The sequence below is a fragment of the Leifsonia shinshuensis genome, assembly GCF_014217625.1.
Lineage (GTDB): Bacteria > Actinomycetota > Actinomycetes > Actinomycetales > Microbacteriaceae > Leifsonia > Leifsonia shinshuensis_A.
In genome coordinates, this window is the sequence record NZ_CP043641.1 from 3,106,183 (window position 1) to 3,131,065 (window position 24,883).

General features: G+C 72.4%; 32 protein-coding genes. 15 read left to right on the forward strand and 17 right to left on the reverse strand.

All coding sequences use genetic code 11. From position 1 onward, the window contains the following. The first annotated feature begins 100 nt into the window (after nt 1-100). From F1C12_RS15130 to F1C12_RS15145, 4 genes are all read left to right on the forward strand, one after another. A complete protein-coding gene (locus F1C12_RS15130) occupies nt 101-2,947 on the forward strand; it encodes a hypothetical protein (protein WP_185275735.1) in 2,847 nt (948 codons plus the stop codon). A gap of 260 nt (nt 2,948-3,207) precedes the next feature. Continuing rightward, the gene (locus F1C12_RS15135; protein ID WP_185275736.1) at nt 3,208-5,454 is read left to right on the forward strand and encodes a glycoside hydrolase family 3 C-terminal domain-containing protein; all 2,247 of its coding nucleotides are present in this window, start codon (nt 3,208-3,210) and stop codon (nt 5,452-5,454) included. A 66-nt stretch (nt 5,455-5,520) separates the two neighbouring features. Then, nucleotides 5,521-5,733 carry a hypothetical protein gene (locus tag F1C12_RS15140; protein ID WP_185275737.1) on the forward strand — a complete coding sequence of 71 codons (213 nt, stop codon included), beginning with the start codon at nt 5,521-5,523 and terminating at the stop codon, nt 5,731-5,733. After that, entirely contained in the window at nt 5,730-6,068 is a 339-nt protein-coding gene (locus tag F1C12_RS15145) for a hypothetical protein (protein WP_185275738.1), read from the forward strand. The genes F1C12_RS15140 and F1C12_RS15145 overlap by 4 nt, the downstream gene beginning before the upstream one ends. Nucleotides 6,069-6,178: 110 nt before the next feature. Here the strand turns inward: F1C12_RS15145 and F1C12_RS15150 are convergent, their stop codons facing one another. Both F1C12_RS15150 and F1C12_RS15155 read right to left on the reverse strand, forming a co-directional pair. After that, nucleotides 6,179-6,379, reverse strand: coding sequence for a hypothetical protein (locus F1C12_RS15150; RefSeq protein WP_185275739.1), 201 nt, complete (start codon nt 6,377-6,379; stop codon nt 6,179-6,181). A 73-nt stretch (nt 6,380-6,452) separates the two neighbouring features. Then, nucleotides 6,453-6,752: a hypothetical protein gene (locus F1C12_RS15155; RefSeq protein WP_185275740.1), complete on the reverse strand. Its 300-nt coding sequence runs from the start codon at nt 6,750-6,752 to the stop codon at nt 6,453-6,455. 87 nt (nt 6,753-6,839) lie between these two features. On the opposite strand from F1C12_RS15155, the gene F1C12_RS15160 reads away from it, so the two are divergent. After that, nucleotides 6,840-7,220, forward strand: coding sequence for a cupin domain-containing protein (locus F1C12_RS15160; RefSeq protein WP_185275741.1), 381 nt, complete (start codon nt 6,840-6,842; stop codon nt 7,218-7,220). A gap of 19 nt (nt 7,221-7,239) precedes the next feature. Here F1C12_RS15160 and F1C12_RS15165 read toward each other — a convergent pair whose 3' ends face one another. Further along, nucleotides 7,240-7,890, reverse strand: coding sequence for an HAD family hydrolase (locus F1C12_RS15165; RefSeq protein WP_185275742.1), 651 nt, complete (start codon nt 7,888-7,890; stop codon nt 7,240-7,242). A 74-nt stretch (nt 7,891-7,964) separates the two neighbouring features. Between F1C12_RS15165 and F1C12_RS15170 the strand changes: the two genes are divergently transcribed. After that, a complete protein-coding gene (locus tag F1C12_RS15170) occupies nt 7,965-8,783 on the forward strand; it encodes an SDR family oxidoreductase (protein ID WP_185275743.1) in 819 nt (272 codons plus the stop codon). 15 nt (nt 8,784-8,798) lie between these two features. On the opposite strand, the gene F1C12_RS15175 is transcribed toward F1C12_RS15170, so the two are convergent. The 5 genes from F1C12_RS15175 to F1C12_RS15195 form a co-directional block, all read right to left on the reverse strand. Continuing rightward, on the reverse strand, nt 8,799-9,509 hold the full coding sequence (locus tag F1C12_RS15175; RefSeq protein WP_185275744.1) for a DUF1345 domain-containing protein: 711 nt from the start codon (nt 9,507-9,509) through the stop codon (nt 8,799-8,801). Nucleotides 9,510-9,526: 17 nt separating this feature from the next. Continuing rightward, nucleotides 9,527-9,775: a hypothetical protein gene (locus F1C12_RS15180; protein ID WP_185275745.1), complete on the reverse strand. Its 249-nt coding sequence runs from the start codon at nt 9,773-9,775 to the stop codon at nt 9,527-9,529. Nucleotides 9,776-9,846: 71 nt separating this feature from the next. Next, the gene (locus tag F1C12_RS15185; RefSeq protein WP_185275746.1) at nt 9,847-10,377 is read right to left on the reverse strand and encodes a GNAT family N-acetyltransferase; all 531 of its coding nucleotides are present in this window, start codon (nt 10,375-10,377) and stop codon (nt 9,847-9,849) included. 66 nt (nt 10,378-10,443) lie between these two features. Continuing rightward, the gene (locus F1C12_RS15190) at nt 10,444-11,463 is read right to left on the reverse strand and encodes a Gfo/Idh/MocA family protein (protein ID WP_185275747.1); all 1,020 of its coding nucleotides are present in this window, start codon (nt 11,461-11,463) and stop codon (nt 10,444-10,446) included. A gap of 106 nt (nt 11,464-11,569) precedes the next feature. Continuing rightward, on the reverse strand, nt 11,570-12,568 hold the full coding sequence (locus F1C12_RS15195; protein ID WP_185275748.1) for a Gfo/Idh/MocA family protein: 999 nt from the start codon (nt 12,566-12,568) through the stop codon (nt 11,570-11,572). 205 nt (nt 12,569-12,773) lie between these two features. On the opposite strand from F1C12_RS15195, the gene F1C12_RS15200 reads away from it, so the two are divergent. The 3 genes from F1C12_RS15200 (at nt 12,774) to F1C12_RS15210 (ending at nt 15,564) form a co-directional block, all read left to right on the forward strand. Beyond that, the gene (locus F1C12_RS15200; RefSeq protein WP_185275749.1) at nt 12,774-13,541 is read left to right on the forward strand and encodes an alpha/beta fold hydrolase; all 768 of its coding nucleotides are present in this window, start codon (nt 12,774-12,776) and stop codon (nt 13,539-13,541) included. 279 nt (nt 13,542-13,820) lie between these two features. Continuing rightward, nucleotides 13,821-15,101, forward strand: a complete 1,281-nt coding sequence (locus F1C12_RS15205) for a sodium:proton exchanger (RefSeq protein WP_185275750.1) — start codon at nt 13,821-13,823, stop codon at nt 15,099-15,101. Between the two features lie 145 nt (nt 15,102-15,246). Continuing rightward, a complete protein-coding gene (locus F1C12_RS15210) occupies nt 15,247-15,564 on the forward strand; it encodes a DUF7882 family protein (protein WP_185275751.1) in 318 nt (105 codons plus the stop codon). A 4-nt stretch (nt 15,565-15,568) separates the two neighbouring features. On the opposite strand, the gene F1C12_RS15215 is transcribed toward F1C12_RS15210, so the two are convergent. The 5 genes from F1C12_RS15215 to F1C12_RS15235 all read right to left on the reverse strand — a co-directional run bounded on the left by F1C12_RS15215 (nt 15,569) and on the right by F1C12_RS15235 (nt 18,482). Then, nucleotides 15,569-16,459, reverse strand: a complete 891-nt coding sequence (locus F1C12_RS15215) for a hypothetical protein (protein ID WP_185275752.1) — start codon at nt 16,457-16,459, stop codon at nt 15,569-15,571. Nucleotides 16,460-16,484: 25 nt separating this feature from the next. Continuing rightward, complete coding sequence (locus F1C12_RS15220; RefSeq protein ID WP_185275753.1) at nt 16,485-16,748, reverse strand: DUF7218 family protein; 264 nt, start codon at nt 16,746-16,748, stop codon at nt 16,485-16,487. A gap of 121 nt (nt 16,749-16,869) precedes the next feature. Next, nucleotides 16,870-17,658: a hypothetical protein gene (locus F1C12_RS22745; protein WP_258045928.1), complete on the reverse strand. Its 789-nt coding sequence runs from the start codon at nt 17,656-17,658 to the stop codon at nt 16,870-16,872. Between the two features lie 97 nt (nt 17,659-17,755). Next, nucleotides 17,756-18,028, reverse strand: a complete 273-nt coding sequence (locus F1C12_RS15230) for a hypothetical protein (protein WP_185275754.1) — start codon at nt 18,026-18,028, stop codon at nt 17,756-17,758. Between the two features lie 115 nt (nt 18,029-18,143). Beyond that, nucleotides 18,144-18,482: a hypothetical protein gene (locus F1C12_RS15235; protein WP_185275755.1), complete on the reverse strand. Its 339-nt coding sequence runs from the start codon at nt 18,480-18,482 to the stop codon at nt 18,144-18,146. Between the two features lie 89 nt (nt 18,483-18,571). Between F1C12_RS15235 and F1C12_RS15240 the strand changes: the two genes are divergently transcribed. The 5 genes from F1C12_RS15240 to F1C12_RS15260 all read left to right on the forward strand — a co-directional run bounded on the left by F1C12_RS15240 (nt 18,572) and on the right by F1C12_RS15260 (nt 22,420). Further along, on the forward strand, nt 18,572-19,201 hold the full coding sequence (locus F1C12_RS15240; protein WP_185275756.1) for a flavodoxin family protein: 630 nt from the start codon (nt 18,572-18,574) through the stop codon (nt 19,199-19,201). A 35-nt stretch (nt 19,202-19,236) separates the two neighbouring features. Further along, entirely contained in the window at nt 19,237-20,031 is a 795-nt protein-coding gene (locus F1C12_RS15245) for a putative protein N(5)-glutamine methyltransferase (RefSeq protein ID WP_185275757.1), read from the forward strand. Between the two features lie 57 nt (nt 20,032-20,088). Continuing rightward, entirely contained in the window at nt 20,089-20,922 is an 834-nt protein-coding gene (locus F1C12_RS15250; RefSeq protein ID WP_185275758.1) for a tryptophan-rich sensory protein, read from the forward strand. Nucleotides 20,923-20,992: 70 nt separating this feature from the next. Next, entirely contained in the window at nt 20,993-21,454 is a 462-nt protein-coding gene (locus F1C12_RS15255; protein ID WP_185275759.1) for a VanZ family protein, read from the forward strand. A gap of 45 nt (nt 21,455-21,499) precedes the next feature. Beyond that, on the forward strand, nt 21,500-22,420 hold the full coding sequence (locus F1C12_RS15260) for an AEC family transporter (RefSeq protein WP_185275760.1): 921 nt from the start codon (nt 21,500-21,502) through the stop codon (nt 22,418-22,420). 9 nt (nt 22,421-22,429) lie between these two features. Here the strand turns inward: F1C12_RS15260 and F1C12_RS15265 are convergent, their stop codons facing one another. Further along, nucleotides 22,430-22,942 (reverse strand): tetratricopeptide repeat protein, encoded by a 513-nt coding sequence (locus tag F1C12_RS15265; protein WP_185275761.1) that lies wholly within the window; start codon nt 22,940-22,942, stop codon nt 22,430-22,432. Nucleotides 22,943-22,952: 10 nt separating this feature from the next. Next, nucleotides 22,953-23,588 (reverse strand): TOPRIM nucleotidyl transferase/hydrolase domain-containing protein, encoded by a 636-nt coding sequence (locus F1C12_RS15270; RefSeq protein ID WP_258045929.1) that lies wholly within the window; start codon nt 23,586-23,588, stop codon nt 22,953-22,955. Between the two features lie 53 nt (nt 23,589-23,641). Here F1C12_RS15270 and F1C12_RS15275 point away from each other — a divergent pair, with 53 nt between their 5' ends. Further along, nucleotides 23,642-23,911 carry a hypothetical protein gene (locus F1C12_RS15275; protein ID WP_185275762.1) on the forward strand — a complete coding sequence of 90 codons (270 nt, stop codon included), beginning with the start codon at nt 23,642-23,644 and terminating at the stop codon, nt 23,909-23,911. 19 nt (nt 23,912-23,930) lie between these two features. On the opposite strand, the gene F1C12_RS15280 is transcribed toward F1C12_RS15275, so the two are convergent. Both F1C12_RS15280 and F1C12_RS15285 read right to left on the reverse strand, forming a co-directional pair. Next, nucleotides 23,931-24,479 (reverse strand): hypothetical protein, encoded by a 549-nt coding sequence (locus F1C12_RS15280; RefSeq protein WP_258045930.1) that lies wholly within the window; start codon nt 24,477-24,479, stop codon nt 23,931-23,933. Then, nucleotides 24,472-24,792, reverse strand: a complete 321-nt coding sequence (locus tag F1C12_RS15285; protein ID WP_185275763.1) for a TetR family transcriptional regulator — start codon at nt 24,790-24,792, stop codon at nt 24,472-24,474. The genes F1C12_RS15280 and F1C12_RS15285 overlap by 8 nt, the downstream gene beginning before the upstream one ends. Nucleotides 24,793-24,883: the final 91 nt, after the last annotated feature.

The window sequence follows — 24,883 nt, forward strand, 5'->3', positions numbered from 1 at the left end:
ATTACGCTGTCCCGGCCCGCGCGACCAGAGGCCTGAACAGGCCTGCACAGGCGTGCACGCCCTGTAGACGCCCCGGTCCGCCCCCCGCTACAGTTCGGCCATGGCGCGGTCGCCTTCGGTCTTCGCCACGCGCGGGCCGACCGTCCTCGAACTGAGGATCCACGGCATCAAGAACACGCCGCCGGCGGAGATGCTCGGCGTCGCGCCGGGCGACGTGCGCCCGGACCAGGCGGACGAGAACGGCGGCTTCTACGTCCCGACCGTCGACCCTCCCGATCCGTCCGACCCGGCGACGCCGCCGACCGTCATCCGGCGCGAGGGCTACTCGTGGGGGATGCTGGCCCGCTACGGCGGCGGAGCGCTCGTCGCGATCGGCCAGTTCTTCGTGCAGCTCGCATGGCTCCTCATCCTGCCCTTCGGCCTGTGCAACACGGCGTACTGGACGCGCCGCATCCCGGACCAGCCGCGCACCGGCGAGTGGCAGGCCGGCCGCGGCGCCGCATCGCTGCGCGTGTTCGCGCTCGGCCTCACCCTGCTCTATGTGTGCGCGCTGGCGTCGGTGAGCCTGGACCTGATCGGGACCCAGTGCCTCGCCCACCCGTCCCTCTGTCCGGCCCTGCCCGGCTGGGTGACCGCGTTCTTCACCTCGCCCGGGCTCGACCACCGCGGCATCCGGGTCGCCCTCCTCTCGCTCGTCCCCATCGCGGGCGTGCTGCTGCTGTTCTTCGTCTCGCACCAGGCGCGCACCCGGTACGAGGCCGGGATCTTCGGCACCGTCGCGAAGATCCGCACGGCCAGCGACCTCAGCGGCGTGACCGAGGGCCAGGCCGCCACCCCGCGCCGCCCGCTCGCGACCGACGGGTTCTGGGGGATCACCCGGGTGAAGGCGCCGAGCGAGCTGCTGCACACGGCGGCCGCCTTCTTCCTGATGGCGCTGCTGGTCGGCTGGGACGGCGTGTTCTGGTCGTGCGCGCCCGCCGGTGTCGACCTCCCGCCGGAATGCCTCGACCCGGCGAGCACACCGTTGCTGTCGCGCTGGTGGCTGACGCTCGGCGCGGCGCTCGCCGCGGTGGGACTGGTCGCGGTCGTCGCCCTCGTCGTGCGGAACGTGGACACCACGGTCCGCGGACGCGCCGAGCGGTCGATGGCGGGCGTCGCGTCCGACGTGCGCGACGCCCGCCGGCACACGATCATCCGGCTGAAGCTGCGGCGGAGGGAGGCCGTGGCCGGGTGGATGCTGCTGGCCGCGATCGTCGTGTACGCCGCGGTCGCGGTCGCCGTGGCGCTGCCCGTCGCGGTGCCCTCCGGGGCGGCCGCCGAGCACGCGCCGTCCTTCCTGGGGCTCGTGATCGCGCCCTCCATCATCCTCGGCGTGCTCCTCGCCATCGCCCTCTCGGCGCTCGGCTGGCGCCGGGGTGTGCCGCGCTGGCTGTCCGTGGTCGTAGTGGTCGTCGGCGGCGTCTCGCTGCTGGTGGCCGTCGTGTCGACCCCGAAAGACCTCCGGCTCGCGCCGCTCACCACGGCCGCGTACCTGCTGGCCGCTCTGGCCGCCGTGCTGCTCGCCGCGCTGGTGATCTTCTGGCCGATGGGCCGCCGCCGCAGCTTCGCCTACCAGGGTTGGCGCGGCACCGGCCCCGGCGTGATCATGCTGCTCTCCCTCGGCGCCGCCATGCTGCTCTCGACCCTCCTCGTGCTCGGCACGCAGTGCGCGCTCGCGTCCTCCGGCGGCCCGACCCCGATCTGCCCGCTCACCCCCGGCGGGCTGACCACCCCGGTGGCGTACCGCAACTTCGGCGGGACGGTGCCGGTGCTCGCCGTCGTGCTCGTGCTCTTCGTGCTCGTCGTCGCGCTGCTGCGGATGCGCACGACACCGCGCCTGACCACGCCGGAGACGGTCGGCGGCCGGGCGCTCCGCGAGCCGCTGCACAACTACCGCGACGGGCGGGTGCCGCAGGTGAAGTCGGCGGGCAAACTGGACTTCCGGATGCTGAACGCCCGCCGGTCGGCGGCGCTGTTCCACCGCGGTGAGCCCGTGCTCGGCCTCCTGGCCGCGCTGCTGGCTCTGGGCGTCATCGTGGCCATCGCCCTCCCGCAGCCGCTGCGCCCGGCCCTGCTCGACCTGGCCCTGCCCGCCCTCGGCCTGATCTCGGTCGCCGCCGTCGTGACGATCGCCGAGAACGCGCTGACCACGAAGGAGCGCCCCATCGGCGTGATGTGGGACCTGATGTGCTTCCTCCCACGCGCCGGCCACCCGTTCGGGCCGCCCTGCTACGCCGAGCGCGTCATCCCGGAGCTGCGCGACCGCATCGTCGCCTGGTTGGAGGCCGACATCGCCGCGGGCGCGGGAACGGTCGGCGACCGCCGCACGGCCGAGGAGCGCGCCCGCGACGAACTGCGGGCGCTGACCACGCGCCAGCGCCGCAAGGTCGTCGTGAGCGCCCACAGCCTGGGGGCCGTGCTCGCGGTCTCCACCATCTTCACCCTGGGCGCCGACACCACCGACGGCCTCAAGAACGTCGCCCTGCTCACCTACGGCACGCAACTCCGCGCCTACTTCGGGCGGTTCTTCCCCGAGCTCTTCGGCCCCGCCGCCCTCGGCACCCTCCCGAGCCGGGCCCCGTCGCTGTGGAAGGCCGACCCGTGGCTGCGCCAAGTCGTCGAGGACCACCTGGCCGAGGGCTCGGGAGGCCGCGACCCCGACCTCCGCGACAAGCCCACCCTGCGGGAGCTGCTGACCCAGCCCGACGGGTCGGTGGCGTGGGTGAACCTGTGGCGCCGCACCGACTACCTCGGCTTCCCCGACGCGTCGTTCAAGGACAACGAGATCGACCGCGGCGCGGACGAGTTCGGGCCGCCGCTGTACCTGGTGAAGGTGGCGACGCACCCGGGGTACCAGGCGTCGACGCAGTACATGACCGCCCTCCGCGACCTCATCCGCCGCCTGTGATCACCTGACTCCGCCCCGACATTCGTCACGAATGTCCGCTTTCGCCGCCGCTTTCGCGACATTCGTCACGAATGCGCGCTCACCCCCCCCGAATGGCGATTCGTCACGAATGTCGACTTTCGCGGCCGCTTTCGCGACATTCGTCACGAATGTACGTTCGCTTCAGCGTCGCGATTCGTTGCGAATGTTTCGGGGGGACCCTTCAGGAAAACCGAGTACTGTAAGGTATTCCCACCCCGCGGCCGTATCGAAGGAGAATCATGGTCGACAGCCTGCCCCGCGCAGCCGAACTCACCGTCGAGGAGAAGGCGTCGCTCACCAGCGGCCGGAGCTTCTGGGAGACCGAGGGCGTCGAGCGCGTCGGGATCCCGTCCATCTACCTGACCGACGGCCCGCACGGCGTGCGCAAGCAGGCGCAGGGCGGCGACCATCTCGGCATCGGGGACAGCGTCCCGGCCACCTGCTTCCCGCCCGCGGTCGCGCTCGGCTCGTCCTGGGACGCCGCGCTGCTCGAGCGGGTCGGGGCGGCGCTGGGGGAGGAGGCCAAGGCCGAGGGCGTCGGCGTGCTGCTCGGGCCGGGCATCAACATCAAGCGGTCGCCGCTGTGCGGGCGCAACTTCGAGTACCTGTCCGAGGACCCGATCGTGTCCGGGCGGCTCGGCTCGGCGCTCGTGCGCGGCCTCCAGTCGCAGGGCGTCGGAGCCTCGCTGAAGCACTTCGCCGCCAACAACCAGGAGACCGACCGGCTGCGCGTGAGCGCCGACGTGGACGAGCGGCCGCTGCGCGAGATCTATCTCCGCGGCTTCCAGCATGTCGTGACGCACGCCCAGCCGTGGACCGTCATGTGCTCCTACAACCGCATCAACGGCGTCTACGCGTCCGAGGACCCGTGGCTGCTCACCTCCGTCCTCCGCGACGAGTGGGGCTTCGACGGCCTCGTCGTCTCCGACTGGGGCGCGGTCAACGACCGGGTCAGCGCGCTCGTGGCCGGACTCGACCTGGAGATGCCGTCGAGCGGCGGCGTCACCGACGCGCAGCTCGTCGCCGCCGTGCGCAGCGGCGACCTGGCGGAGTCCGTGCTCGACACCGCGGCGGACCGGGTGATCGACCTGGTCGGGAAGGCGCTCGCCGGAGCCGACGCCGGCGCGACCTACGACGCGGAGGCGCACCACGCGCTCGCCAGGGAGGTCGCCGGCCGCAGCGTCGTACTGCTCAAGAACGAGGGCGTACTCCCGCTCTCCACCGACGCCGGCCGCACGATCGCCGTCGTCGGCGAGTTCGCCCGCACCCCGCGCTACCAGGGCGCCGGCTCCTCCCAGATCGTCCCGACCCGGCTGGACAACGCGCTCGACGAGCTGCACGCGCTCTCGGGCGACGCGACCGTGGTCTTCGCCCCGGGCTACACGCTGGGCGCCGACGCGGACGAGGTCGCACTGACAGCCGAGGCCGTCGGGGTCGCGGCCGGCGCCGACGACGTCGTGGTGTTCCTCGGCCTGCCGGGCGAGGACGAGTCGGAGGGCTTCGACCGCGAGCACCTCGAGCTCCCGGCCGCGCAGACCGCGCTGCTGGAGGCCGTCATCGCCGCGAATCCGCGCGTCACGGTCGTGCTCTCCAACGGCGGCGTCGTGCGTGTCTCCGGCTGGGCCGACCGCGTTCCCGCCATCGTGGAGGGCTGGCTGCTCGGCCAGGCCGGCGGCGGCGCGATCGCGGACGTGCTGTTCGGGGTGGTCAACCCGTCCGGCCGGCTCGCGGAGACCATCCCGGTGCGCCTGGAGGACACCGCCTCGTACCTCAACTTCCCCGGCGAGAAGGGTCACGTGCGCTACGGCGAGGGCCTGTTCGTCGGCTACCGAGACGTCGACGCGCGCGACGCGGCCGTCTCCTTCCCGTTCGGCCACGGCCTGTCCTATACGACGTTCGCGTTCGGTGCGCCGACGGCGACCGCGACGGACGACGGCATCCGGGTGACGGTGGAGGTCGCCAACACGGGCGACCGCGACGGCCGGGAGGTCGTGCAGGTCTACGTGTCCGTCCCTGCCTCACGGGTGCAGCGGCCGGTGCGCGAGCTGAAGGGCTTCGCCAACGTCGCCGTCGCGTCGGGCGCCACCGAGGCGGTCGTGATCGACCTCCCCGCCGAGGACCTCGCCTACTTCGACACCGAACTCGACGGCTGGACCGTGGAGGCCGGCGACTACGTCGTGGAGGTCGGGGCGTCGTCCCGCGACCTGCGCGGTTCGGCCGTGGTGACGCTGGCCGGTGACGGCCGCTCGGCCCCGCTCACGGCCGACTCCACGCTCGGCGAGTGGCTGAGCCACCCGGTCGGCGGCCCCATCCTGATGTCGGCGCTGGCCCAGAGCGCGGAGGCAGAGGGGATGGGCGCCATGCTCAACGACCCCGACCTGCGCCGGATGGCGGAGTCCATCCCGCTGGTGCGGGCGGCGTCGTTCCCGGGCAGCCCGGTCACCGCGGAGCAGCTGGACCAGCTGGTGGCCGCAGTGAACCGGTAGCGTACGCCCCTTTCGGCGACGATGAACCCCTTGCGGACGCAGGGGGGTCGGCGTTGCGTTGGCACTATGAGCGACCAGCGCGACGACAAGGATGCGGTCACCGGGCACGACCCGACCAACGGGCTCGCCGGCGACCTGGAGGGCGACGACGGCGGCGCCGCCACCCCCACAGCCGACCACAACGTGATCCAGGACGTGATCGCGGACCTCGATCCCGACCGGCCGATGAACGAGGACGACGACTCCGCGACGTCGTACAGCGAGGAGGGCAAGCCATGAGCGATACGAGCGGACTCCCCAACGCGGACGACCTGGGCGTGCCGGCCGAGGACGACCCGGATCGGTTCGAAGGCGGCGCGGGAGCTCAGAGCGCCGACCGCGACGCCCAGTCCGCCGAACCCGACGAGGACGACCCCGGCCAGGGCGGCGACGTCTCCGGCGCGCACCAGACCGGCGTCGCTCCGGAGGGCGCCGAGGACGTTACCACCCAGGACACCCAGGGTCCGGCCTCGCACGGCTCCGACGGCGCCGAGCCGCCGCCCGCGGACTTCGACCCGACCGAGCAGCCGTCCAACCCGGACCTGGTGCAGAACACCGAGCCGCCAGACGAGTGATAGTGCCGCGAGTGATCCAGCGCCGCGAGTAATCCGGCCATTCAGACTGCGGCCCCGCCCTCCGTCATCCGGGCGGGGCCGCTCTACGTCTCCACGGGCCGCGCCCGGACTCAGCCTTTCCGTGTCCCCCGGCTCGCGTACAGCCACACCCCGCCGACGACCGCCCCGATCACGAGCATCCAGATCCCCACCTGCAGGATCGACGTATCGCCGGAGCGGGGCAGGATCAGCCCGATCACGAACAGCACGGCACCGAGGTTGAGCAGCACCGCGGCCACCCAGCCGAGCGTCGTGCGCAGCGCTGCGTTCATTGCGGGTATCGTAGCCCGCCCCTCTGCGCCGGACCTCAGGCGGCCGGGCCCGGCGTCATAAATCGGCGGGGGCCTACGCCTGCCCCTGGTTGCCCGTCGCGGCCGGCTCCTCGTCGAGCGCCTCGTTGATCAGCGACGCCACCAGGAACTTCCAGTCCGAGCCCTCGTGCAGGGTCTCCACGTAACCGATCGGGACGGCGCCGAACACCGGCTCGTGCTCCTCGCCCTCGGCCGAGACGCGCACCAGGCGTCCAAGCTCTGCGTGCGTCTCGTCGAGCACCACCCACTCGCCCGGCGCCTTCTTCTCCACGTGGAAGATGCGCCCCCGGTACGGGTAGCGGACGCTCGACATCTCGAGTTCGCTGGCGGACATGGTCATCCTTCCGTCGGTGGACGCTCACTGAGCATCAAACGCCCCGGGGGCTGTGCTTGGCAAGATGCGCTGCCTACGCTGGGCGCCATGAGCACACAGCCGAACGAAGGCGTCCACAACATCGACGCGGCCTTCGCGCTCGTCCCCGAACCCTGGCAGCCGCACCGCCTGACCAGCGTGAACGACTACGACGTGAAGGTCGCGCGCCTCCAGGGCTCGTTCATCTGGCACTCCCACCCGGACACCGACGAGCTGTTCCTCGTGATCTCCGGCCGGCTCACCATCCAGCTCCGCGACCGGGAGGTGGAGCTGGGGCCGCACGACGTGTTCGTGGTCCCGAAGGGCGCCGAGCACTGCCCGTTCGCGGAGGACGAGGCGCTCGTCGTGATGTTCGAGCCGAAGGGCACCGTGAACACCGGCGACCGGCCGGGGGAGCGCACGAGCGCGCTGCGGGAGCTGCCGGACTGAGGCGCGGCGGCGGCAGGGCTCACAGCAGCCGGTCGAGGGCCTCCAGCAGCGCCGCGGGTCCGTCGAAGACCTCCTGCGCCCCGGCCTCCGTGAGCTCGGCCGCCCCCACCCCGCCGCAGAGCACGCCGACCGAACGGATCTGCGCCCGCCCCGCCGCGGTCATGTCCCACACCGAGTCGCCGACGACGAGCGCTTCCGCTGCCGTCGCGTCAGCGCGGCTCAGAGCGATCTGCAGGATGCCGGGGTCGGGCTTGGCCTCGTCCACGTCGTCGGCCGAGGTGGAGGCGTGCACCGCGTCGTCGGCGTCGATCGCCCGCCGCAGCATCGCCAGCTCGTCCTCGGCGGCGGAGGTCGCGAGCACGACCCGGATGCCGCGGTCCGCGACCGCACGCAGCAGGTCGGCGGCCCCGCCGAACGCGCGCAGCCGCGGTGCGAGCTCCTGGAGGTGCTGCGCGTGGAGCGCTCTGGCGCGGTCGTTCCACTCGTCGTCGCGCTCTCCCGCGACCTCGTGCAGGAGCTGCCCGGAGTCCCGGCCGAGCGCCCGGTGGATGCGCCATGCGTCGACGGGTGCGCCCAACTCGGCGAATGCGCGCTGCCAGGCGTCGATGTGGAGGTAGTTCGAGTCGACGAGGGTGCCGTCGACGTCGAAGAGCACGGTGCGGATGGTCATGTCCACGTCCTACACCCCTCGCCGCGAGCCCTCACCCCCTTGCCGTCGGTGGGCGTCGGGGGCAGGGTGCGGGCATGAGTCCCACTCCGCCTCCGGAACTGACCGACCCGCGCACCGCCATCGTGACCGGCTCCGACTCCGGCATCGGGAGGGCGACCGCCGTCGCGCTCGCCCGCGCCGGAATGGACGTCGGCGTGACGTGGCACTCCGACGAGGAGGGCGCGGCCGGGACCGCGCGCCTGGTCCGCGCCGAGGGCCGCAGGGCCGAGGTGACCAGGCTCGACACGACCGACGCGCCCGCCTGCGCCGACGTCGTGGACGAACTCGCCGACCGGCTCGGCGGCTGCGACGTGTTCGTGAACAACGCGGGCGTGAACGGCGGCCCGGCCTTCTTCGACACCGACTGGGACACCTGGCGCTCGACCCTGCTGGCCGACCTCGACGGCCCGTTCGCCTGCATCCAGCGGATCGCCCGCCGCATGGTCGACGGCGGCCGCGGCGGCCGGATCATCGGCGTGACCAGCGTGCACGAGCACCAGCCGCGGGTCGGGTCCGCCGCGTACGACGCCGCCAAGCACGGCCTCGGCGGCCTCCTGAAGACGCTCGCCCTGGAGCTGGGCGAGTACGGCATCACCTGCAACGCGGTCGCGCCCGGCGAGATCGCGACGCCCATGAACGACGCTGCGGACGTCGACCCGCGGCAGGTGCACCGCCCGGGTGTCCCGCTCGGCCGTCCGGGCGCACCGGAGGAGGTCGCGGCCGTGATCGCGTTCCTGGCCTCGCCCGCCGCGTCGTACGTCACGGGTGCGTCGTGGACGGTCGACGGCGGGATGCTGCAGATGGGTCCACAGGCTGGCTCGCACCTCGGCTCCGACGAGTGGCGGCGCAACTGACGGGACGGCTCCCGGTCACCCGATCAGCGACACCGCCCGCGCGATCACCAGCGCCAGCAGCACGAACCCCGCGAACGACTCGAGTGCCATCAGCAGCTTCGCCCGGTGGGTCAGCGGCATCGTGTCGGTCGCGCTGAACGCCATCGAGTTGGACAGCGAGAAGTAGAAGTAGTCGATGTAGTTGGGCACCCAGTCCATCTTCTCGCTGGAGCCGCGGGCGACCTCCACGATCGTGCCGGCGTCCTCGTCCTGCGGGAACCGGAAGTCGGCCAGCGGCAGTCGCTTGCGTGCGAGGGTGACGCGCGCCACCGGTCCGCCGCGGTCCATCGTCCAGTAGACCAGCGCGAACGCGATCACGTTGGTGATCCACACCTGGAGCGAGGCGAGCAGGATCTCCTGCCCGTTGCCGTGCTTGTTGAGCAGCCGCACCACGGTCTCCACGAACGCGATCTGGTTGGCGGCGAGGATGAGCACCGCCAGCGCGATCTCCGCACGCCGCGACCACCTCGACTCGCGGGCCAGCCGATGCGGGTTGTAGATGATGAGCGCGACCAGCATCAGCACGCAGACGCCCACCACCGACCAGCGGGCGATCGGCGGGACGACGCTCGGGAGGAGCGCGTACGCCACCAGTGCGACCAGGGTGCCGATCACCGCGGGCCAGCGGTGCTCGGGGGCGACGGCCCGCCCGCGCCTGTCGTCGTCGGAGTCGTCCTCGTGGCTCATTCCGTGGACAGTACGCCTCAGTTGAAGATGGCCCACTCCGAACGGCTGATCTTGGCGCGCTGGCCGTTGATCACCAGGTACCAGCTCTCCTCGTCGCGATGGAGGTACTGGGCGAGCATGGTGGTGTACCGCCACTCGCCATTGACCTGGCTCCAGCGGATCAGGGAGATGAGCTGCCCTTGGCGCAGGTAGGGCACCGCCACGAAGTCATCGTGGCGCGGATGTTCCGGACCGCCGATCTGGCGCCCCGTCCTCGGAGTGCTCATGCGTCACTTTAACCCCAAGAGACGCGATTTGGGAACAGTTTCGAAGATGTTGAAATGAAATAGATTTCGTGTCAATCAGCTATGGATTCGCTGTGCAGGCGGAGGGTCCAGACCGTGAGCGGACGGCCGTCGACATGCGTCCCTGAGCGGAAGCGCGTGAAGCCGCAGCGCACTGCCACTGCCTCGCTCGCGGCGTTCCCGTCCAGCGTGCTGAGCCAGACGACGCGCTCGCCCTGAGCGCCGAGCCACGCGGAGAGCGCGCTGACGGCGCTGGTCACGAGGCCGCGGCCCCGCGCCTCCGGACGGAGGGCGTAGAAGACCTCGAAGCCGTCCTCCGACTTCCCGAAGCCGACGGTCCCGAGCGCTTCGCCGCCTTCGTCGACGACGTAGCGGATCCCGTGGGCGGCGTCGGCCGCGCGCACGTTGCGCTGGGCGCGGAGCCGCGCGCCGTCCTCGTCCAGGTCGGCGGGGTACATGGTCCAGGTCGGGACGTCCTCGACACGGGCCAGGGTGAGCTCGATGGGCCAGTCGTCCGCCTCGAGGCGGCGGAGGACGACGCCGGCGTGGTCGTCGAGGGCGAGGCGCAGCGGGAACGGGTCCATGCCAGGAGGCTACGCCACGGGCCGCGGCCGATCGGGCGACCGGCCGCGACCCTGAGCGGGCGGAGGTCAGCTCGCCGGGGACAGCACCGGCACCGTCGCGACGGCGCGGGTGCGCACCGACTCGTAGGCGCCGAGGATGATGCCGAGCACCTCGATGCCCTCCTTCTGCGTGTGCAGCGGGCGGGTGCCGTCGAGGACGCTGCGCGCGAAGTGATTCAGCTCCTCGCCGAACTGGTGCACCGGCTCCAGTTCGATGACGGTCGGCTCGGCCTCGCCGCGCTTCTTGAGCGTGAGCGTCGTGCCGTCGGAGGTCAGGCTGCCCAGCTCGCCGACGGCCGAGAACTTCTCGGTTCCCGGCGCCGCCTCGTACGCCCAGCTCGTGACGACGGTGCCGATGACGCCGTTGTCGAAGCGGACGAGCACGGTGGCGGAGTCCTCGCCCTCCATGAACGACAGCCGGTGCGTGGCGAGCATGGCGGTGACCTCCACCGGGGCGCCGCCGGCCAGGTGCAGCAGCAGGTAGGTCGGGTGGTAGCCGGTGTCGATCAGCTCGCCGCCGCCGGAGGTCGACGCGTGCGCGCGCCAGCCCATGTTCGCCGGGTCGAAGTCGTTGAAGAACGAGTCGGTCGTGCGCACCTCGTAGACGCGCCCGATCGCGCCGGACTCGATCAGCTCCTTCGCCCGGGCGACGGCCGGGAGGAACAGCTGGTTGTGCGCGCACATCAGCGTGACCCCGGCCTCCTCGACCGCGGCGGAGACCTCGGCGGCCTCCTCCGGGGTCAGGCACAGCGGCTTCTCGCACAGGATGTGCTTGCCTGCTCGGGCGGCGGCGACGATCGCGTCCTTGTGCAGGTGGTGCGGGAGGCAGATGTCGACGGCGTCGATGTCGGCCTCGGCGAGCATGACGCGGTAGTCGGCGTAGATCGCCGCGCCGGCCGCCTCCGCGCGTTTCTCGGCGCTCTCGCGCACCGGGTCGGACACGGCGGCGAAGGTGATGACGTCGGGGTTGCGGAGGTAGCCCTCCACGTGCGCGCCGGCGATGCCGCCGGCCCCGATCAGCCCGATACGAACGGTGTTGCTGGACATAGAAGAACTCCCAAGGGGATCGAGGGGCATGTGAACGCCCCGAAAAGTGCCGCTTGAGGGCGTTTGCGTGCCCCTCGGCGGAGAGAAGGTGTGGAGAAGGTGGGGGTCAGCGGGTGGCGGCCGGCACGGCGGGCTCGACGGGGCGGCCTTCGGCGGCGGAGGCATTCGCCGCGACCACGACGCGGGTGAGCGCGAGCGCGTGGTCGAGGTTCGCGTCGGCCCGGCTGCCGTCGTGGATGCGTTCCACCCACTCGTCGAACGCGCCGGCGCCGTTGTCGGGCACCGCCAGCTCCTGCCAGCCGTCTCCGGTGTTCAGGAACAGGCCGCCCGCGGCGCCGCCGTACGAGAGCGCGCCGTGCGTGCCGCGCAGCTCGATGGTGAAGTCGCCCGGGCTCTGCACGAGGCTCGCCTCGATGACGCCGATCCGTCCGCCGTCGAACTCGGCCGTGACCACCGCGTTGTCGTCCACCTCGCGGCCGGTGAGGCTCCCGTAGGTGGCGGTGACCCGCTGCGGCTCGCTCCGGTGGAACAGGCGCGTGAGGTAGATCGGGTGGCAGCCGAGGTCGGTCAGTGCGCCGCCGTAGGCCTCCGCGAGGTTGCCGAACCGGTCGGGCAGCCAGCCGGCGATCCAGCCGTCGTGCGCCAGGCGCACCCGGCTGTAGGCCAGTTCGCCGAGCGTGCCGGCGTCGAGGACCTCCTGGATCGCGGCGGTGTAGCCGTGGTACAGGCGGGGGAGCGAGACCACGAGCGAGACGCCCGCGGTGTCGGCGGCGGCGACGAGCGCGTCGGCGTCCGCCACGGTCGGCGCGAGCACCTTCTCGGTGAAGACGTGCTTGCCCGCGGCGATGGCGCGCGAGATCACATCGACATGCTGGTCGGTGGAGGTGGTGACCGTGACGCCGTCGAGGGAATCTCGGGCGAGCAGTTCGTCGAGGTCGGCGACGAACTCGACGTCGAACTTCTCCGCGGCCTCCCGGCCGCGTTCGGGGTCGTCGTCCCAGATGGCGACGAGGGTGGTGCCGGGATGCTCCTGGGCGTCGCGGGCGTAATCGCGCCCGTGGACGTGCCAGAAGCCGAGCGCAGCGACAGCGAGTGGTTGGGACATGCCTGTGAAGGCCTCCTTGCCTGGTATTCGATGCGCGCGAACCCGTCCAGCCTAACCACTTCGCGGTGTCCGCCGCACGTCTTTTGCCGGATTGCCAGCAGAAGTGGCCCGCGTCCGATCGAGCATTCGTGCCGAATCGCTGCTTTCGCGCACCCAGAGTCGACATTCGTGCCGAATCGCGCGGGAGACGGTAGCGTCGGGGGGTGTGACGCGGATAGTCCTGCATCGGGAGTGGCACGGCGACGAGGACTTGCCGCACCCGCCGCTGCTGCTGATCCACGGCGGCGGCTCCACGATCCCGTCGAACTGGGGGATGCTGCTCCCGCTCCTGGAGCGCAGCCGCTCGGTGCTCGCGGTCGAGCTGCAGGGCCACGGCCGCACGGAGTCCGGCGACCGCGAGCCGTCGTTCGAGGAGTCGGCGGACGACGTCGCCGCCGTACTGGAGGAGCTGCGGCTCGGCCCGGTCGACGTGCTCGGCTTCAGCAACGGCGGCCAGGTCGCGTTCCAGCTCGCCGCCCGGCATCCCGGGCGGGTGCGCCGGCTGGTGCTGGCGTCCGCCCCGCTGCGCAGGGACGCGATGGTCGACGGCTTCTGGGAGGGGCTGGAGGCCGGCCGCTTCGAGGACCTGCCCGCCGTCTACGCGGACGCCGACCTCGCCGTCAGCCGCGACCTCGGTCACGCCCGGCGGATGTTCGAGCTCGACCGCGCGCTCATGCTGGGCTTCGAGGACTTCCCCGACGAGCTGGTCGCGTCGGTCGCCGCTCCGACGCTCGTGGTCGGCGCCGACCGCGACGTGGTCCGCGCAGAGCACTTCGTGGCGGTCACGGCGCTCCTGCCGGACGCGCGCCTGCTGATCGTGCCGGGCAGTCACGGCGACTACCTGGGCGAGGTGCTGGCCGCGGGAGGCGACGACCGGGCGCTGCGCGCGTTCCTGCCGCAGTTGCTGGCGTTCCTCGACGGGCGCCTGACATGAGGCGCAGGCCGCCCGAGCCGTCGAGTTAGCCCGCGCGAAACGCTGGCAATCCGCCCGCGGAGGCGATGTGCGGTCGCGCGTCCTGGCAGGCTGGAGCCCGTCGAAGGGGAGTAGCTCCCCGCGGCACGTCGACACACTGGCCGGCCACGAAGCCCGGCCCGGCGTGCCACCTCGCGCAGCGCGTCAGCGTCCGCGGGGCGAGCGAGACCTTCGGCCACCCGTCAGCGGTGGCCGGTCTCCTCGCGCGCCCGGTCGCCGCGCGAGCGAGAGGACCGTCCGATGCCAGGACCCGCCCCCGTCACCCGCCCCACACCCACCCGTTCCGTCACCGCGCCGCGCCGCCCGGGCGCTCGCCTTCTCGTCCCGCTTGGCATCGTCGCGGCCGTCGCAGCCCAGGGCGTCGCACTGCGGCTGACCGGCGTCGACCTCCCTCCTGCGGCCGGGATGCTCTCCTTCGGCCTCGCCATCGTCGCCGCCGCCTTCGCGCTCGCGTGGGCCGGTGAGGCCGCGGAGCTGGACATCTCGGGAGGCCTCGCCGTCGGCCTTCTCGCCGTCATCGCGATCCTGCCCGAGTACGCGATCGACCTCTACTTCGCGTTCTCCGCCGGCGCCGACCCGTCGCTGGCGCCGTATGCGGCTGCCAACATGACCGGCTCCAACCGGCTCCTCCTCGGGTTCGGCTGGCCCTTCCTGCTGCTGGTCGCCTTCCTCGCGCTCCGGGCGCTGCGCGGGCGCCGCTCGCCCGACCCGGACGTGCGCAGCAAGCCGTTCGCGATCGCGCTGCCGCGGCAGAACCGCACCGAGCTCGGCCTCCTGCTGGTCGCCTCTGCGCTGACCCTCGTCATCCCGCTGACCGGCCGGATCGACGTCGCCCTCGGGGTCGTCCTCCTGGCGCTGTTCGTCTACTACCTGGTCCGCGTGGCTCACAACGAGACCGAGGAGCCCGAGCTGGTGGGCGTCGCCCGCGACCTCGGTGCGTTGCCGAAGCGGGTTCGCCGCGCGACCGTCGTCGGGATCTTCGTCGTCGCGGCGATCGTGATCCTGCTGCTCGCCGAGCCGTTCGCGCACAGTCTGGTCTCGGGAGGCCGCGCTCTCGGGATCGACGACTTCCTGCTGGTGCAGTGGCTCGCCCCGCTCGCCTCCGAGGCTCCCGAGTTCGTGATCGCGGTGCTCTTCGTCGTGCGGGGCCGGGCGGCGGCGGGCCTCGGCATCCTGCTCGCGAGCAAGGTCAACCAGTGGACGGCGCTCGTCGGCACCCTCCCGCTGGCGCACGCGATCGGCGGCGGAGGCTGGGCGCTGCCGCTCGACGCACGGCAGACCGAGGAGTTCGTCCTGACGGCGACGCAGACCCTGCTGGGCGTCGCCGTCCTGCTGTCGCTGCGGTTCGGCTGGCGCTGGGCGGTCGCCCTGTTCGTGCTGTTCGCCGCCACCTTCGTGTTCCCGTCGACGGAGGCGCGCTGGATCGTCTCCGGCGGCTACGCGCTGCTGGCCATCGTGCTGTTCGCGGTGCGGGGACGCGCGCTCGGGCGGGCGCTGGCGGCGCCGTTCCGGAGGTCGTGACCAGGCGCGTAGCGCTTCGGGTCGGAGCGCTTTGCCAGGGAGAGCGCTTTCCCGCGCTGGACCAGCAGTATCGGTGAACCGGGTCGGTGTCAATCCCCTCTATTCGCCCAGCAGTTCGCCCTCGAAGTGAGGCACTATGGCACGTATGGGAAAACTGCTCTACGGCGCAGGTCAGGAGTATGACCTCGACGACCGCGTGCTGAGCCACGTCAAGCTCGCGATCGTCGCCAAACTGCGCCGCCATGAGAGCTTCCTGCTCAATTGGGACGTGCCCGTCGACCAGGGTTCGGGGCGCGTCTCGCTCTGGATCAGCCGCGAGATCCCGTTGGCGTTCCAGTTCGCCGGGAGCCGCCCTCCGGCGATCAACGCGCAGTGGCTGGAGGCGCTCATGCACACCTCGCAGCGCACCGGCGGCATGGTCGTGATGGCCGAGGACCAGCTCGAGCAGCACTTGCCCGTTTGATCGATCAATCGCCGCGCGCGTCGTCGAGAGCTCGCTCCGCGTCCCGCACGGCGTGCTGCAGCTCGGGGATGCGCCGCCGGAGCGCGCGCTCGGCGGCCTTCGACTCGGCGAGCTCGGCCTCGGTGCGCTGAAGGCGCCGTTCGAGCGTGTCGCGCTCGGCCTCCAGGTCGGAGCGGCGTTCGACCTCCGTGTCCAGCTCGTCGTCGAGCGCCTCGGCGTCGGCCCTGGCGCGCTCCAGGGCGCGCTCGGCGGCCCGGACGGTGCGCTCGCGCTCCCGGCGCTCGCTCGCGGACTCGGACCGCTCCTGCTCGGGCGCGTGCTCCGGCGGCGCCGTCTCCCGAGGTTTCGCCGTCTTCCGGCTCTTCGCCGGCGCGGCGGCCGCCACCGGCTCGGCGTTCCGCTGTGCCAGGGCGGCCAGCTCCTCCTCGTCCAGCGGCAGCGCGACAGCCTCGGACACATCCACCGATTCCACGCCGGTCGACTCGAGCGCGCGCACCAGCATCCCGCTGCGCACGGCGGCGGCGGCGACCGGGTCCACCACCGCGGCCTGAAGGGTCTCCTCCACCTCGCGCCCGACCGCCGCGCTCGTCCCCAGGTCGCGGAGGGCGCGCTGCAGCAGGCGCTGCCGCTCGCGGGTCAGGTCGCGGATCGCGTCCCGGTCGCGGGCGGCGAAGGCGTCCCGCATCCGGTCGCCGAGGTCGAGGATGCGGTCGACCAGCTCGGGGTCGCGACGGGTCAGCGCGTTGACCGCCGCGGCGGACGCGGTCGGCTTGCGCAGAGCCGTGATGCTCGTGCGGAGGTCGCGGTCCGCGCCCGCGGCGGCCGCCGACCGCGCGGCGACGAACTCCGCGGGATCGACCCCGTACAGGTCCGCGGCCACGTCGCGCAGGTCCATGGCGCGAGTGTACGCGTGCCGGGGCTCAGTGGTCGCGCAGCTCCTTCACGAGCTCCGATTTGGTCTTCTTCGAGTAGCCGCTCAGGCCGAGCTCCTTGGCGCGCTTCTTCAGCTCCGGCACCGTCCAGTCGTCGTACGATCCCGACTCTCCGCCCTTGTGTCCGACGGACTTCCTGCCGCGCGCGGCGGCGGCGTTGGAGATGCGCGCGGACTTCTCCTTCGAGTTGCCTTCGTCGCGCAGCTTCTCGTAGAGCTCCTGGTCCTTGAGCGAGTTCTCCCGTCCGGGCATCGTGTGCTCCTCTCGTCGTAGCCCGCAGGGTACGCCGCGGCGAGGCGCGCGCCAGGGGCCGGGAACGCCGAAGGGGTCCGCGACCGGATGGCCGCGGACCCCTTCACGAAAGGTGCGAGGACTACGCGCGCGGCGCCTTCGACGCCTTGACCGCCGCGAACCACTCGGACGACGGGCGCAGCCACATCAGGATCAGCGCGACGATCGAGAGGACCACCTGGAGGGCGCCCGTGCCGAACCCGGTCAGGACGTTGAGCAGCGACAGCGCGGTCAGGATGGTGAGCACGATCCGGGCCCACCCTGCGCCGCGGCGCATGAAGAACGCGAACAGCACGAAGGTGACCGCCCAGAAGATCAGCGTGACGACCGAGAAGCCGATCGCGACGCCGATCGCCGCGTTGGCCACGGTGTCGATGTTCTGGCCGTGCAGGTCGGTGCCGGAGTTCTGGATCTGCCGGATGATCGCCGCGCGGCTGCCGCTCACCGTGCTGATGGTGATGATGCCGCTGATCACGCTGAGCACGGCGCTCGCGACGTACAGCCAGAACGACGTGTTGACGGTCGTCGGGATGCTGGTCGGCGCGGCGACGGGCTGCGGGGGAGCGGCCGCGTACGACGGGAAGGCGCCGGGCGGAGGCGGCGGGACGGCTCCGGGCTGTTGCGCAGGCGGAGCGGGCGGGAAACCGCCGGCGGGCGCGGCGGGCGGGGCCACCGGCGGCGCGGGAGGCACGTCCGAGGCGGGGGCCGCAGGCGCGGCCGGAGCGGCGGGCTCGGCCGGGGCGGCCGGCTCGGACGGCGTGAGCTCCGGACCGGTGGCGGGCTCGTTCGATTCGGGGACCGGCGGGACGGCGCCGGCTGAGTTGCCGCCCTCGGGAGGCTGCGGCTTGTTCTCGTCCTCAGGAATGGTCATGCCGCGACCCTACTGGAATCCCGGAAATCGGGCTATAGCCTGCGCGCGCGCCGCGGATACGGCCTTCGCACGCCCACAACCGCGTGGCCCAGCGGCCTCAGGTCAGCGAGTCGAAGTCGAACCAGAACGAGTCGTCCTCCTCATGGTCGCTCGCCGTGGCCGGCTCCCGCGGGATACTGGCCGTCTCGATCCTCACGCGCGTCTGGCTCGTCACGAAGATCTCGCTCGGCGGGCGGCTCGACTGCGTTATCGCCACGAAATCGCCGTCGGCACGGCTCGCCTGAATCACCTGCCGCTTCAGCTCTTCGACAGGCTCGCGATCGACGAACGTGAATCTCAGTTCGTCGATGTAGACGTGGAACACCTGCATGTCCTACTCCCCGGAGTTGCTCTCCCGCCAGATAGTACGCGCCCGAGCCCGTTCTGCCAGTGCACCGCTGTATCCAACCCGCGCCGCTCCCGGACGTTCCGCACGGAGCCGGGCATCACAGCAGGTCGACGTCGAGGTCGTCCATGCCCTCCGTGCCGCTCCGGACGAACGTGGCCCGGCGCGGCCCGAGAGCCGTGACCTTCTCGTCGATGGCGCGGACGAACTGGTCGTCGCGCAGTTCATCGCCCTCGAAGTGCTCGCTCTCCGCCAGGATCTGACTGGCCGGACCGAGCAGCATCACCACTTCGCCCCGCTCTCCGGACTCGAGGATCGCCGGCGCGCGCACCTCGGCGGCGGCCGCATTGGTCGCGAGCGCCGCCGCGTATTTCACCAGCACGTCCGCGATCGCGTCGCCGGTGAGCAGCGTGCCGCTCGCGTAGTGGATCCTCTTCATGCCCCTATCAGTACGTGCCGAAGGGCAAGCGGTCAAGGTTCGGGCGAGGGGGTTGCGCTCTCGCCGGAACGCGCGTTGCGTTCCGGCGTATGACCGATCCTGTCGCCTCCACCCGTCCGTTGACCGCGCTCGCGCTGGTCTGCACGCTGAAGCCGTCGCCGGGCGAGTCGAGCAGTCAGCTCCTCGCGCGGCAGCTCCTCGACCAGCTCGCGCTGCACGATGTGACCGGCACGGCCGTGCGCCTGGCGGACTACGACATCCGGCCGGGGGTGAGCGTGGACGAGGGGGACGGCGACCAGTGGCCGCACGTGCGCGAGCAGGTGCTCGCCTCCGACATCCTCGTGCTCGTCACGCCGACCTGGATGGGGCACCCGTCCTCGATCGCCCAGCGCGCGCTCGAACGGCTGGACGCCGAGCTGTCGGAGACGGACGAGAACGGGCGGCCGCTCGTGGAGGGCAAGGTCGCGATCATCGGCGTGGTCGGCAACGAGGACGGCGCGCACTCCATCGTCGCCGATGTCGGCCAGGCGCTCGGGGACGTCGGTTTCAGCCTCCCGTCGCAGGGGTCGACCTACTGGAACGGCGAGGCGATGCAGACGGTCGACTACAAGGATCTCGCAGAGACGCCGGAGGCCGTCGCCGGCGCCACGGCCGCCGCGGCCCGCAATGCCGCGCACCTGGCCCGACTGCTGGCGGAGCGCCCCTACCCCGCGGAGTGAGGCGCCCCGCCGCGTCGCCCCGCTAGCATTGCCCGGTGAGCGCGCCCGTCGACCCCGACCGCAGCGAGGATGTCGTCCGCCGGCTGCGCGCCGCGGGCTGCGTCTTCGCCGAGGAGGAGGCCGCGCTGCTGCTCGAGGCCGCCGCGTCGCCCGCCGAGCTGGAGACCTTGGTCGCCCGTCGCGTGGCGGGTGAGCCCCTGGAGCCGCTGCTGGGCTTCGCCGAGTTCGGCGGCCTGCGCATCCACGTGGATGCGGGTGTCTTCGTCCCCCGCCGCCGCACAGAGGTGCTCGCCCGCGAGGCGGCGGCGCTGACCCGTCCGGGCGACGCCGTGCTCGACCTCTGCTGCGGCGCCGGCGCGATCGGCGCCGTCGTCGCCGCGCGCGTGCCCGGCGCGGTCGTCTACGCGGCCGACGTGGAGCCGGCCGCCGTGCGTGCCGCCCGCGTGAACCTCGACCCTGCCCGCGTGTTCGAGGGCGACCTGTTCGCCCCGCTGCCCGCCGAGCTGAAGGGGGCGCTCGCCGTGATCGCGGTGAACGCGCCGTACGTGCCGACCGACGCCATCGGGATGATGCCGCCGGAGGCGCGCCTGTACGAACCCGCCGTGGCGCTGGACGGTGGAGCGGACGGCCTCGACCTCCACCGCAGGATCGCCGCCGAGGCGCCGGAGTGGCTGGCGCCGGGCGGTTCGGTCGTCATCGAGACCAGCGACGAGCAGGCCGCGCGCACGGCGGGTCTGTTCCAGGCGGCGGGGCTCGCGGCGCGCGTCGTGTCCGACGACGACCTCGACGGGACGGTCGTGATCGCGTCCCGGAGGCCTCCCGCGCGGTAGAGCCCGCGGAATCGCCGGGGATACCGCTTTTCCTGTTTCCGGACTACGGTCCTCCCCATGACCAGCCTGACCCGAAGGCTGCCGCTCGGAGTCGCGCACCCGACCGTCTCCGACCGTATCCGGCAGAGCGGAGTGATCGTCGCGACCGTCGTCGCGCTGGCCGGCGCGGTCTACGGCTCCGGTCTTGTGGGAGGCCAGCCCATCCCGCGCGTGGCGGGCGGCGCTCTCGGACCCGACGCCACGCTGCTCGCGCCGGCGGGACCGGCGTTCGCGATCTGGTCCGTGATCTACCTAGGGCTGGCGGGCTACGCGATCTGGCAGGTGCTGCCTTCGCAGGCCGCGCGCCGGCGTCAGCGCGCCGCCGGCTACTGGATCCTCGCGTCGCTCCTGCTCAACGCCGCCTGGATCCTCGCGGTGCAGGCCGGGCTGCTGACGCTGAGCGTCCCGGTGATCGTCCTCCTGCTCGCCGTGCTCGCGGTGGCGTTCGTCCGGCTGCGGCACGAGCCGGGCGGCACGACGGCCGACGCCGTCCTCCTGGACGGGACGGTCGGGCTCTACCTCGGCTGGGTGATGGTCGCGACGGCGGCGGATGCCGCGGCCTGGCTGCAGACCGCGGGCTTCACCGGGTTCGGGGCGCCCCCCGAGGTCTGGGCCATGGCCGTCCTCGCCGCGCTCGCGGCGGTGGCCTGCGCGCTGGCGGTGTGGGACCGCGGCCGGCTGACGCCTGCACTCGCCTCGGCGTGGGGGCTGGTGTGGATCGCGGTGTCGCGCGTGACGGGAGGCCTCCCGAGCGCTGTGGTGGCGGTGACGGCGCTCGCTGCCGGGATACTGGTCATCATGGTCGCGGTGGCGGTGCGGGTGGCGCGCGGCGGAGCGGTGCGGCGCAGCTAGCACCCGTCGTGCGTGACACCTGAGGTCTGACGCACAGGAATCCCGGATCGCGCCGCTCTACGCTGGGGCGATGCCCGCCGACCCCCGACCCCGTCTCCGGGCGCTGCTGGGGCTCATCGCGTACGGGGCGTTCGTGGCCGCGGTCGGGCTGTGGCCGACGCCCGTGGACCGGCCGTTCGACCCGCTGCTGTCCCGTGTCCTCCGCACCGTGGGCCGCACCGGAGTCCGGCCGCTCGACGCGTACAACGCGCTCGAGTTCACGGCCAACGTGGCGTTCTTCGTGCTGCCGGCCGTCCTCCTCGTGCTGATCGTCGGCCGCGGCCGCTGGTGGCTGGCGCCGCTCACCGGACTGCTGTGCAGCGTCGGCATCGAACTCGCCCAGCACTTCTTCCTGCCAGGCAGGCTGGGCACCGTGAACGATGTGATCGCCAACACCATGGGAGCGCTGATCGGCGCCGGGATCGGCGTGCAGGCGCTCCGTCGGCGTCGCCGCCGGCACCGCGCCGATTCACGCGTTCCGCGAAGTTCTTGACAGGATCGGTGCGGGACGTCGCGGACGAGAGGAGAGACCAGGCCGATGGCTGGAGTGCTGACCGGGTTCGGGATCATCGCCTTCGTCATCCTGGTCGGCTACCTCGCCGGGCGGTTCCGGGTCGGCGGGCCCACCGCGCCGTACGTGCTCAACCGGATCGCGTTCTTCGTCACCAACCCGGCTCTGCTGTTCGTGACGCTCGCGCACGCCGACCTGAAGGTGGTGTTCTCCACCCAGCTCGTGGTCGCGGCCGTCGCCGCTCTCGCCGCAGCGGGACTCTTCCTGGTGCTGTCGCGGCTGTTCTTCCGACGGCCGGCGGCGGAGACGACGATCGGCACGCTCGGCTCCGGCTACGTCAACGGGAACAACATCGGCCTCCCCGTCGCGGTCTATGTGCTGGGTAGCGCGTCGTACGTGGCGCCGGTCCTGCTGCTCCAGCTCATCGTGTTCGCGCCGATCGCGCTGACCGTGCTGGACATCACGAGCCGAGGGACGGTGTCGGTGCGGTCCATCCTGACGCAGCCGGTGCGCAACCCGATGATCATCGCCTCCCTGCTCGGCATCCTGGTCGACGTGCTCCACATCCCGATCCCGGTCGCGGTCTACCAGCCGTTCGAGCTGATCGGCGGCGCCGCGGTTCCGCTCGTGCTCATGGCGTTCGGGATGTCGCTGCACGGGTCGAGGCCGCTTCAGGCGGGGCACGGGCGCGCGGAGATCGCAGCGGCGGTCGCCATCAAGTCGGTCGCGATGCCGCTGATCGCGTTCGCGGTGGCTCGGTTCGCCTTCGGTCTGGAGGGCCACGCGCTGTTCGCGGCGGTCGCGCTCGCCGCCCTCCCGACCGCGCAGAACGTCTACAACTTCGCCGCCCGCTACGAGCGCGGGATGCCTGTGGCGCGCGACATCGTGCTGTTGACGACCCTCTTCGCGGTGCCGGTGCTGCTGGTCATCGCGGCGCTGCTGGCCTGACGCCGTCGCTCAGCGGGCGGCGTCGAGCTCGCGGAGGTATTCGGCGTTGCCGCGCAGACCGGCCTCGTAGCGCAACAGGTCGGGCGTGCGGATGCGGTCGGCGGCGAGCTCCATGAGTTCGGCGACCGCGCCGTCGCTGCGGCCGGCGGCGTGCAGGGAGAGCGCGTGCCAGACCCGCACCGACTCGGACTCGGGGAATGCCTCCCGCGCCCGGTCGAGCACGGCCAGCGACTCGTCGAAGCGGTCCAGGTTGCGCAGCGTGCTGCCGTACTGGAGCAGGCACTTGCGGAGGGTGTCGCCGTCCAGCCCGGCGTCGAGCGCGCGCTCGTAGTAGCCGGCCGCCGTCTCCTCCTCGCCCGCGGTGTCGTAGGAGCCGCCCACCTCGTAGAGCACGTGCGGGTCGTCGGGATGCTCGGCGAGCACCGCGAGGAAGGCGTCGATGGTCGGCGCCATGTCCTCCCGGTCGCGGGCCGCGAACAGCGCGGCGAGTCGGTCGAGGAGGTCGGGGGAGGTGGCGGGCATGAGCCCCAGCCTAGGGGCGGACTGCGCTCTCGACGGCCTCCCGCAGCGGAGCGGGCAACTCGGAGGGTGTCAGCTCCTCCGTGAGGACGCGCCCGTACTGTTCCTTGCGGCCGGAGGTCGTGCCCAGGAACCGGTGCAGCTGGGCGAGCACCGGTCGCTCGCGCTGTGCAGGCTGGCGCTGGAACGTGCGGAACAGGCCCAGGTCGCCCTCCCGCGCGAGCACGGCCTCCGTCCGGTCGGCGCCGAGCGCCCGCAGCAGCTCGCCCTCCAGATCAGGGCGACACACCGACACGGACCCCGCGTCCAGTCCCGCCCTCTCGAAGAAGCCCGCCTCGCCTGCGTCGCACAGTCCGTGCAGCCGCAGGTGCGCCGGGCGCAGGAGGCCGACGAACCGGCGCACGCTCATCGCGCCGCCCATCGGCAGGATCGCCACTCCCGCGGCGGCGGGGTCGACCCCGAGCAGCCGGGAGGCCTCGCGGCACGCCGCCCGGTCGCTCGCGCCCTCCACGAGCAGCGCGCCGGCGACCTCCGGCGGAACGGGGACGGGAACGGCGCCGGCCCGCTCGGACCACATCGCCGCGGCGTGCTCGAAGCGCGCAACCGCGCTGCCGCTCTCGCCGGCGCCGTCGGGCAGGGGTTCCGTCACCCCGCCCATTCTGCTCCTGGCGCCGTCGCCGGGGCGCGCGTACGGTGCAGCCCATGAAGGCAATCATCTTTCTGGCAGGCGTCGCCGTCGGGTTCGTCATCGGGACCCGCGCGGGCCGCGGCGCGTACGAGAACATGCGGAACAAATGGCAGGGCTTCTCCGGCTCCGACCCGGTGCAGCAGGTGAAGGACGGCGTCCGCGACTTCGCCGGCCAGGCCGCCTCCGACCTCAGCGACAAGGTCACGGAGGCCGTGGGAAAGGCGTCGGACAAGCTCGACGAGGTCACCGGCAAGAAGGCGGACAGCACGCCGGCCGAAGGCTGAGCCCGGCCCTCCGCCCGCCTCAGGCTCCTTGAGGCGGGTGCGCCAGCAGTTCGACGCGCTCGGTCAGGTAGGCGTGAGCGTCGACGGTCTGCTCCGACGACGCGCTCCACCGCACGAGCGCCTGCCCGTCGCGCAGCACCAGCGGACCGGTGGAGGCCCGCAGCGCCGCCGCAGTCAGCTCGATCTCCGGTGCGTCGAAGTCCACCGTCTCGCCGTCGCGGAAGTGCCCGCGCTCGGCCGCCGCGCGGTAGGCCCGCCGGGTCTCGGCGGACACCGACACGTACTGGGTGCGGCCAGGCGGGGTCGCCCGCACCAGCTGCCCGGTCGCGTAGAGCGTCCCGTCGCGGCCGAGCAGGAGGACGCCCAGCCGCCAGACACGGCCCGCGGGGCGCAGCACCGGCTCGCGCGGGATCCCGAACGTGCGGCGCCGCGGGACCATGACCGCCAGCGCCTCGTCCCTGGCGCCTGCCTCCGTCAGCTGCCGCGCGGCCTCGGCGAGGTCGGCGCGGACACGCTCGACGGCCTCCCGGTCGCGGGAGTCCGAGTCCGCGTCGCTCAGCTCATCCACGCATCCGAGGATAGGCCGGCTGCGCCGCGCTCCGGTCGGCGGGCGTCATCGGGCGGATCGAGAACGACGAGGCGTCCGTGATCATCAGCAGCTCGACGCCGTGCGCGTGCCGGAGGATCACCAGCGCCGAGGTGTCGGACTCCGCGACCCGCTCCACCTGGTGCAGGAAGATGCGCGCCATCTCGTCGCTGACGTGGAAGTCGCGGCCGAGCGCGTGCACGATGTAGCCAGGGCCGTGAGACGTGTGCGCCTCGAGGCGGGTCTCCTGCCGGAACCCCTCGACCGCCGTCCTCGCCGCTGCCGTCATCGTCATCGGTTCCCCTCCCGCCGTTCAGCCCGGGCCCAGAAGCCCGGAATGTAGACGGTAGTCTGACCCGCGAATCTGACCAGGGGGTTGACGGGGG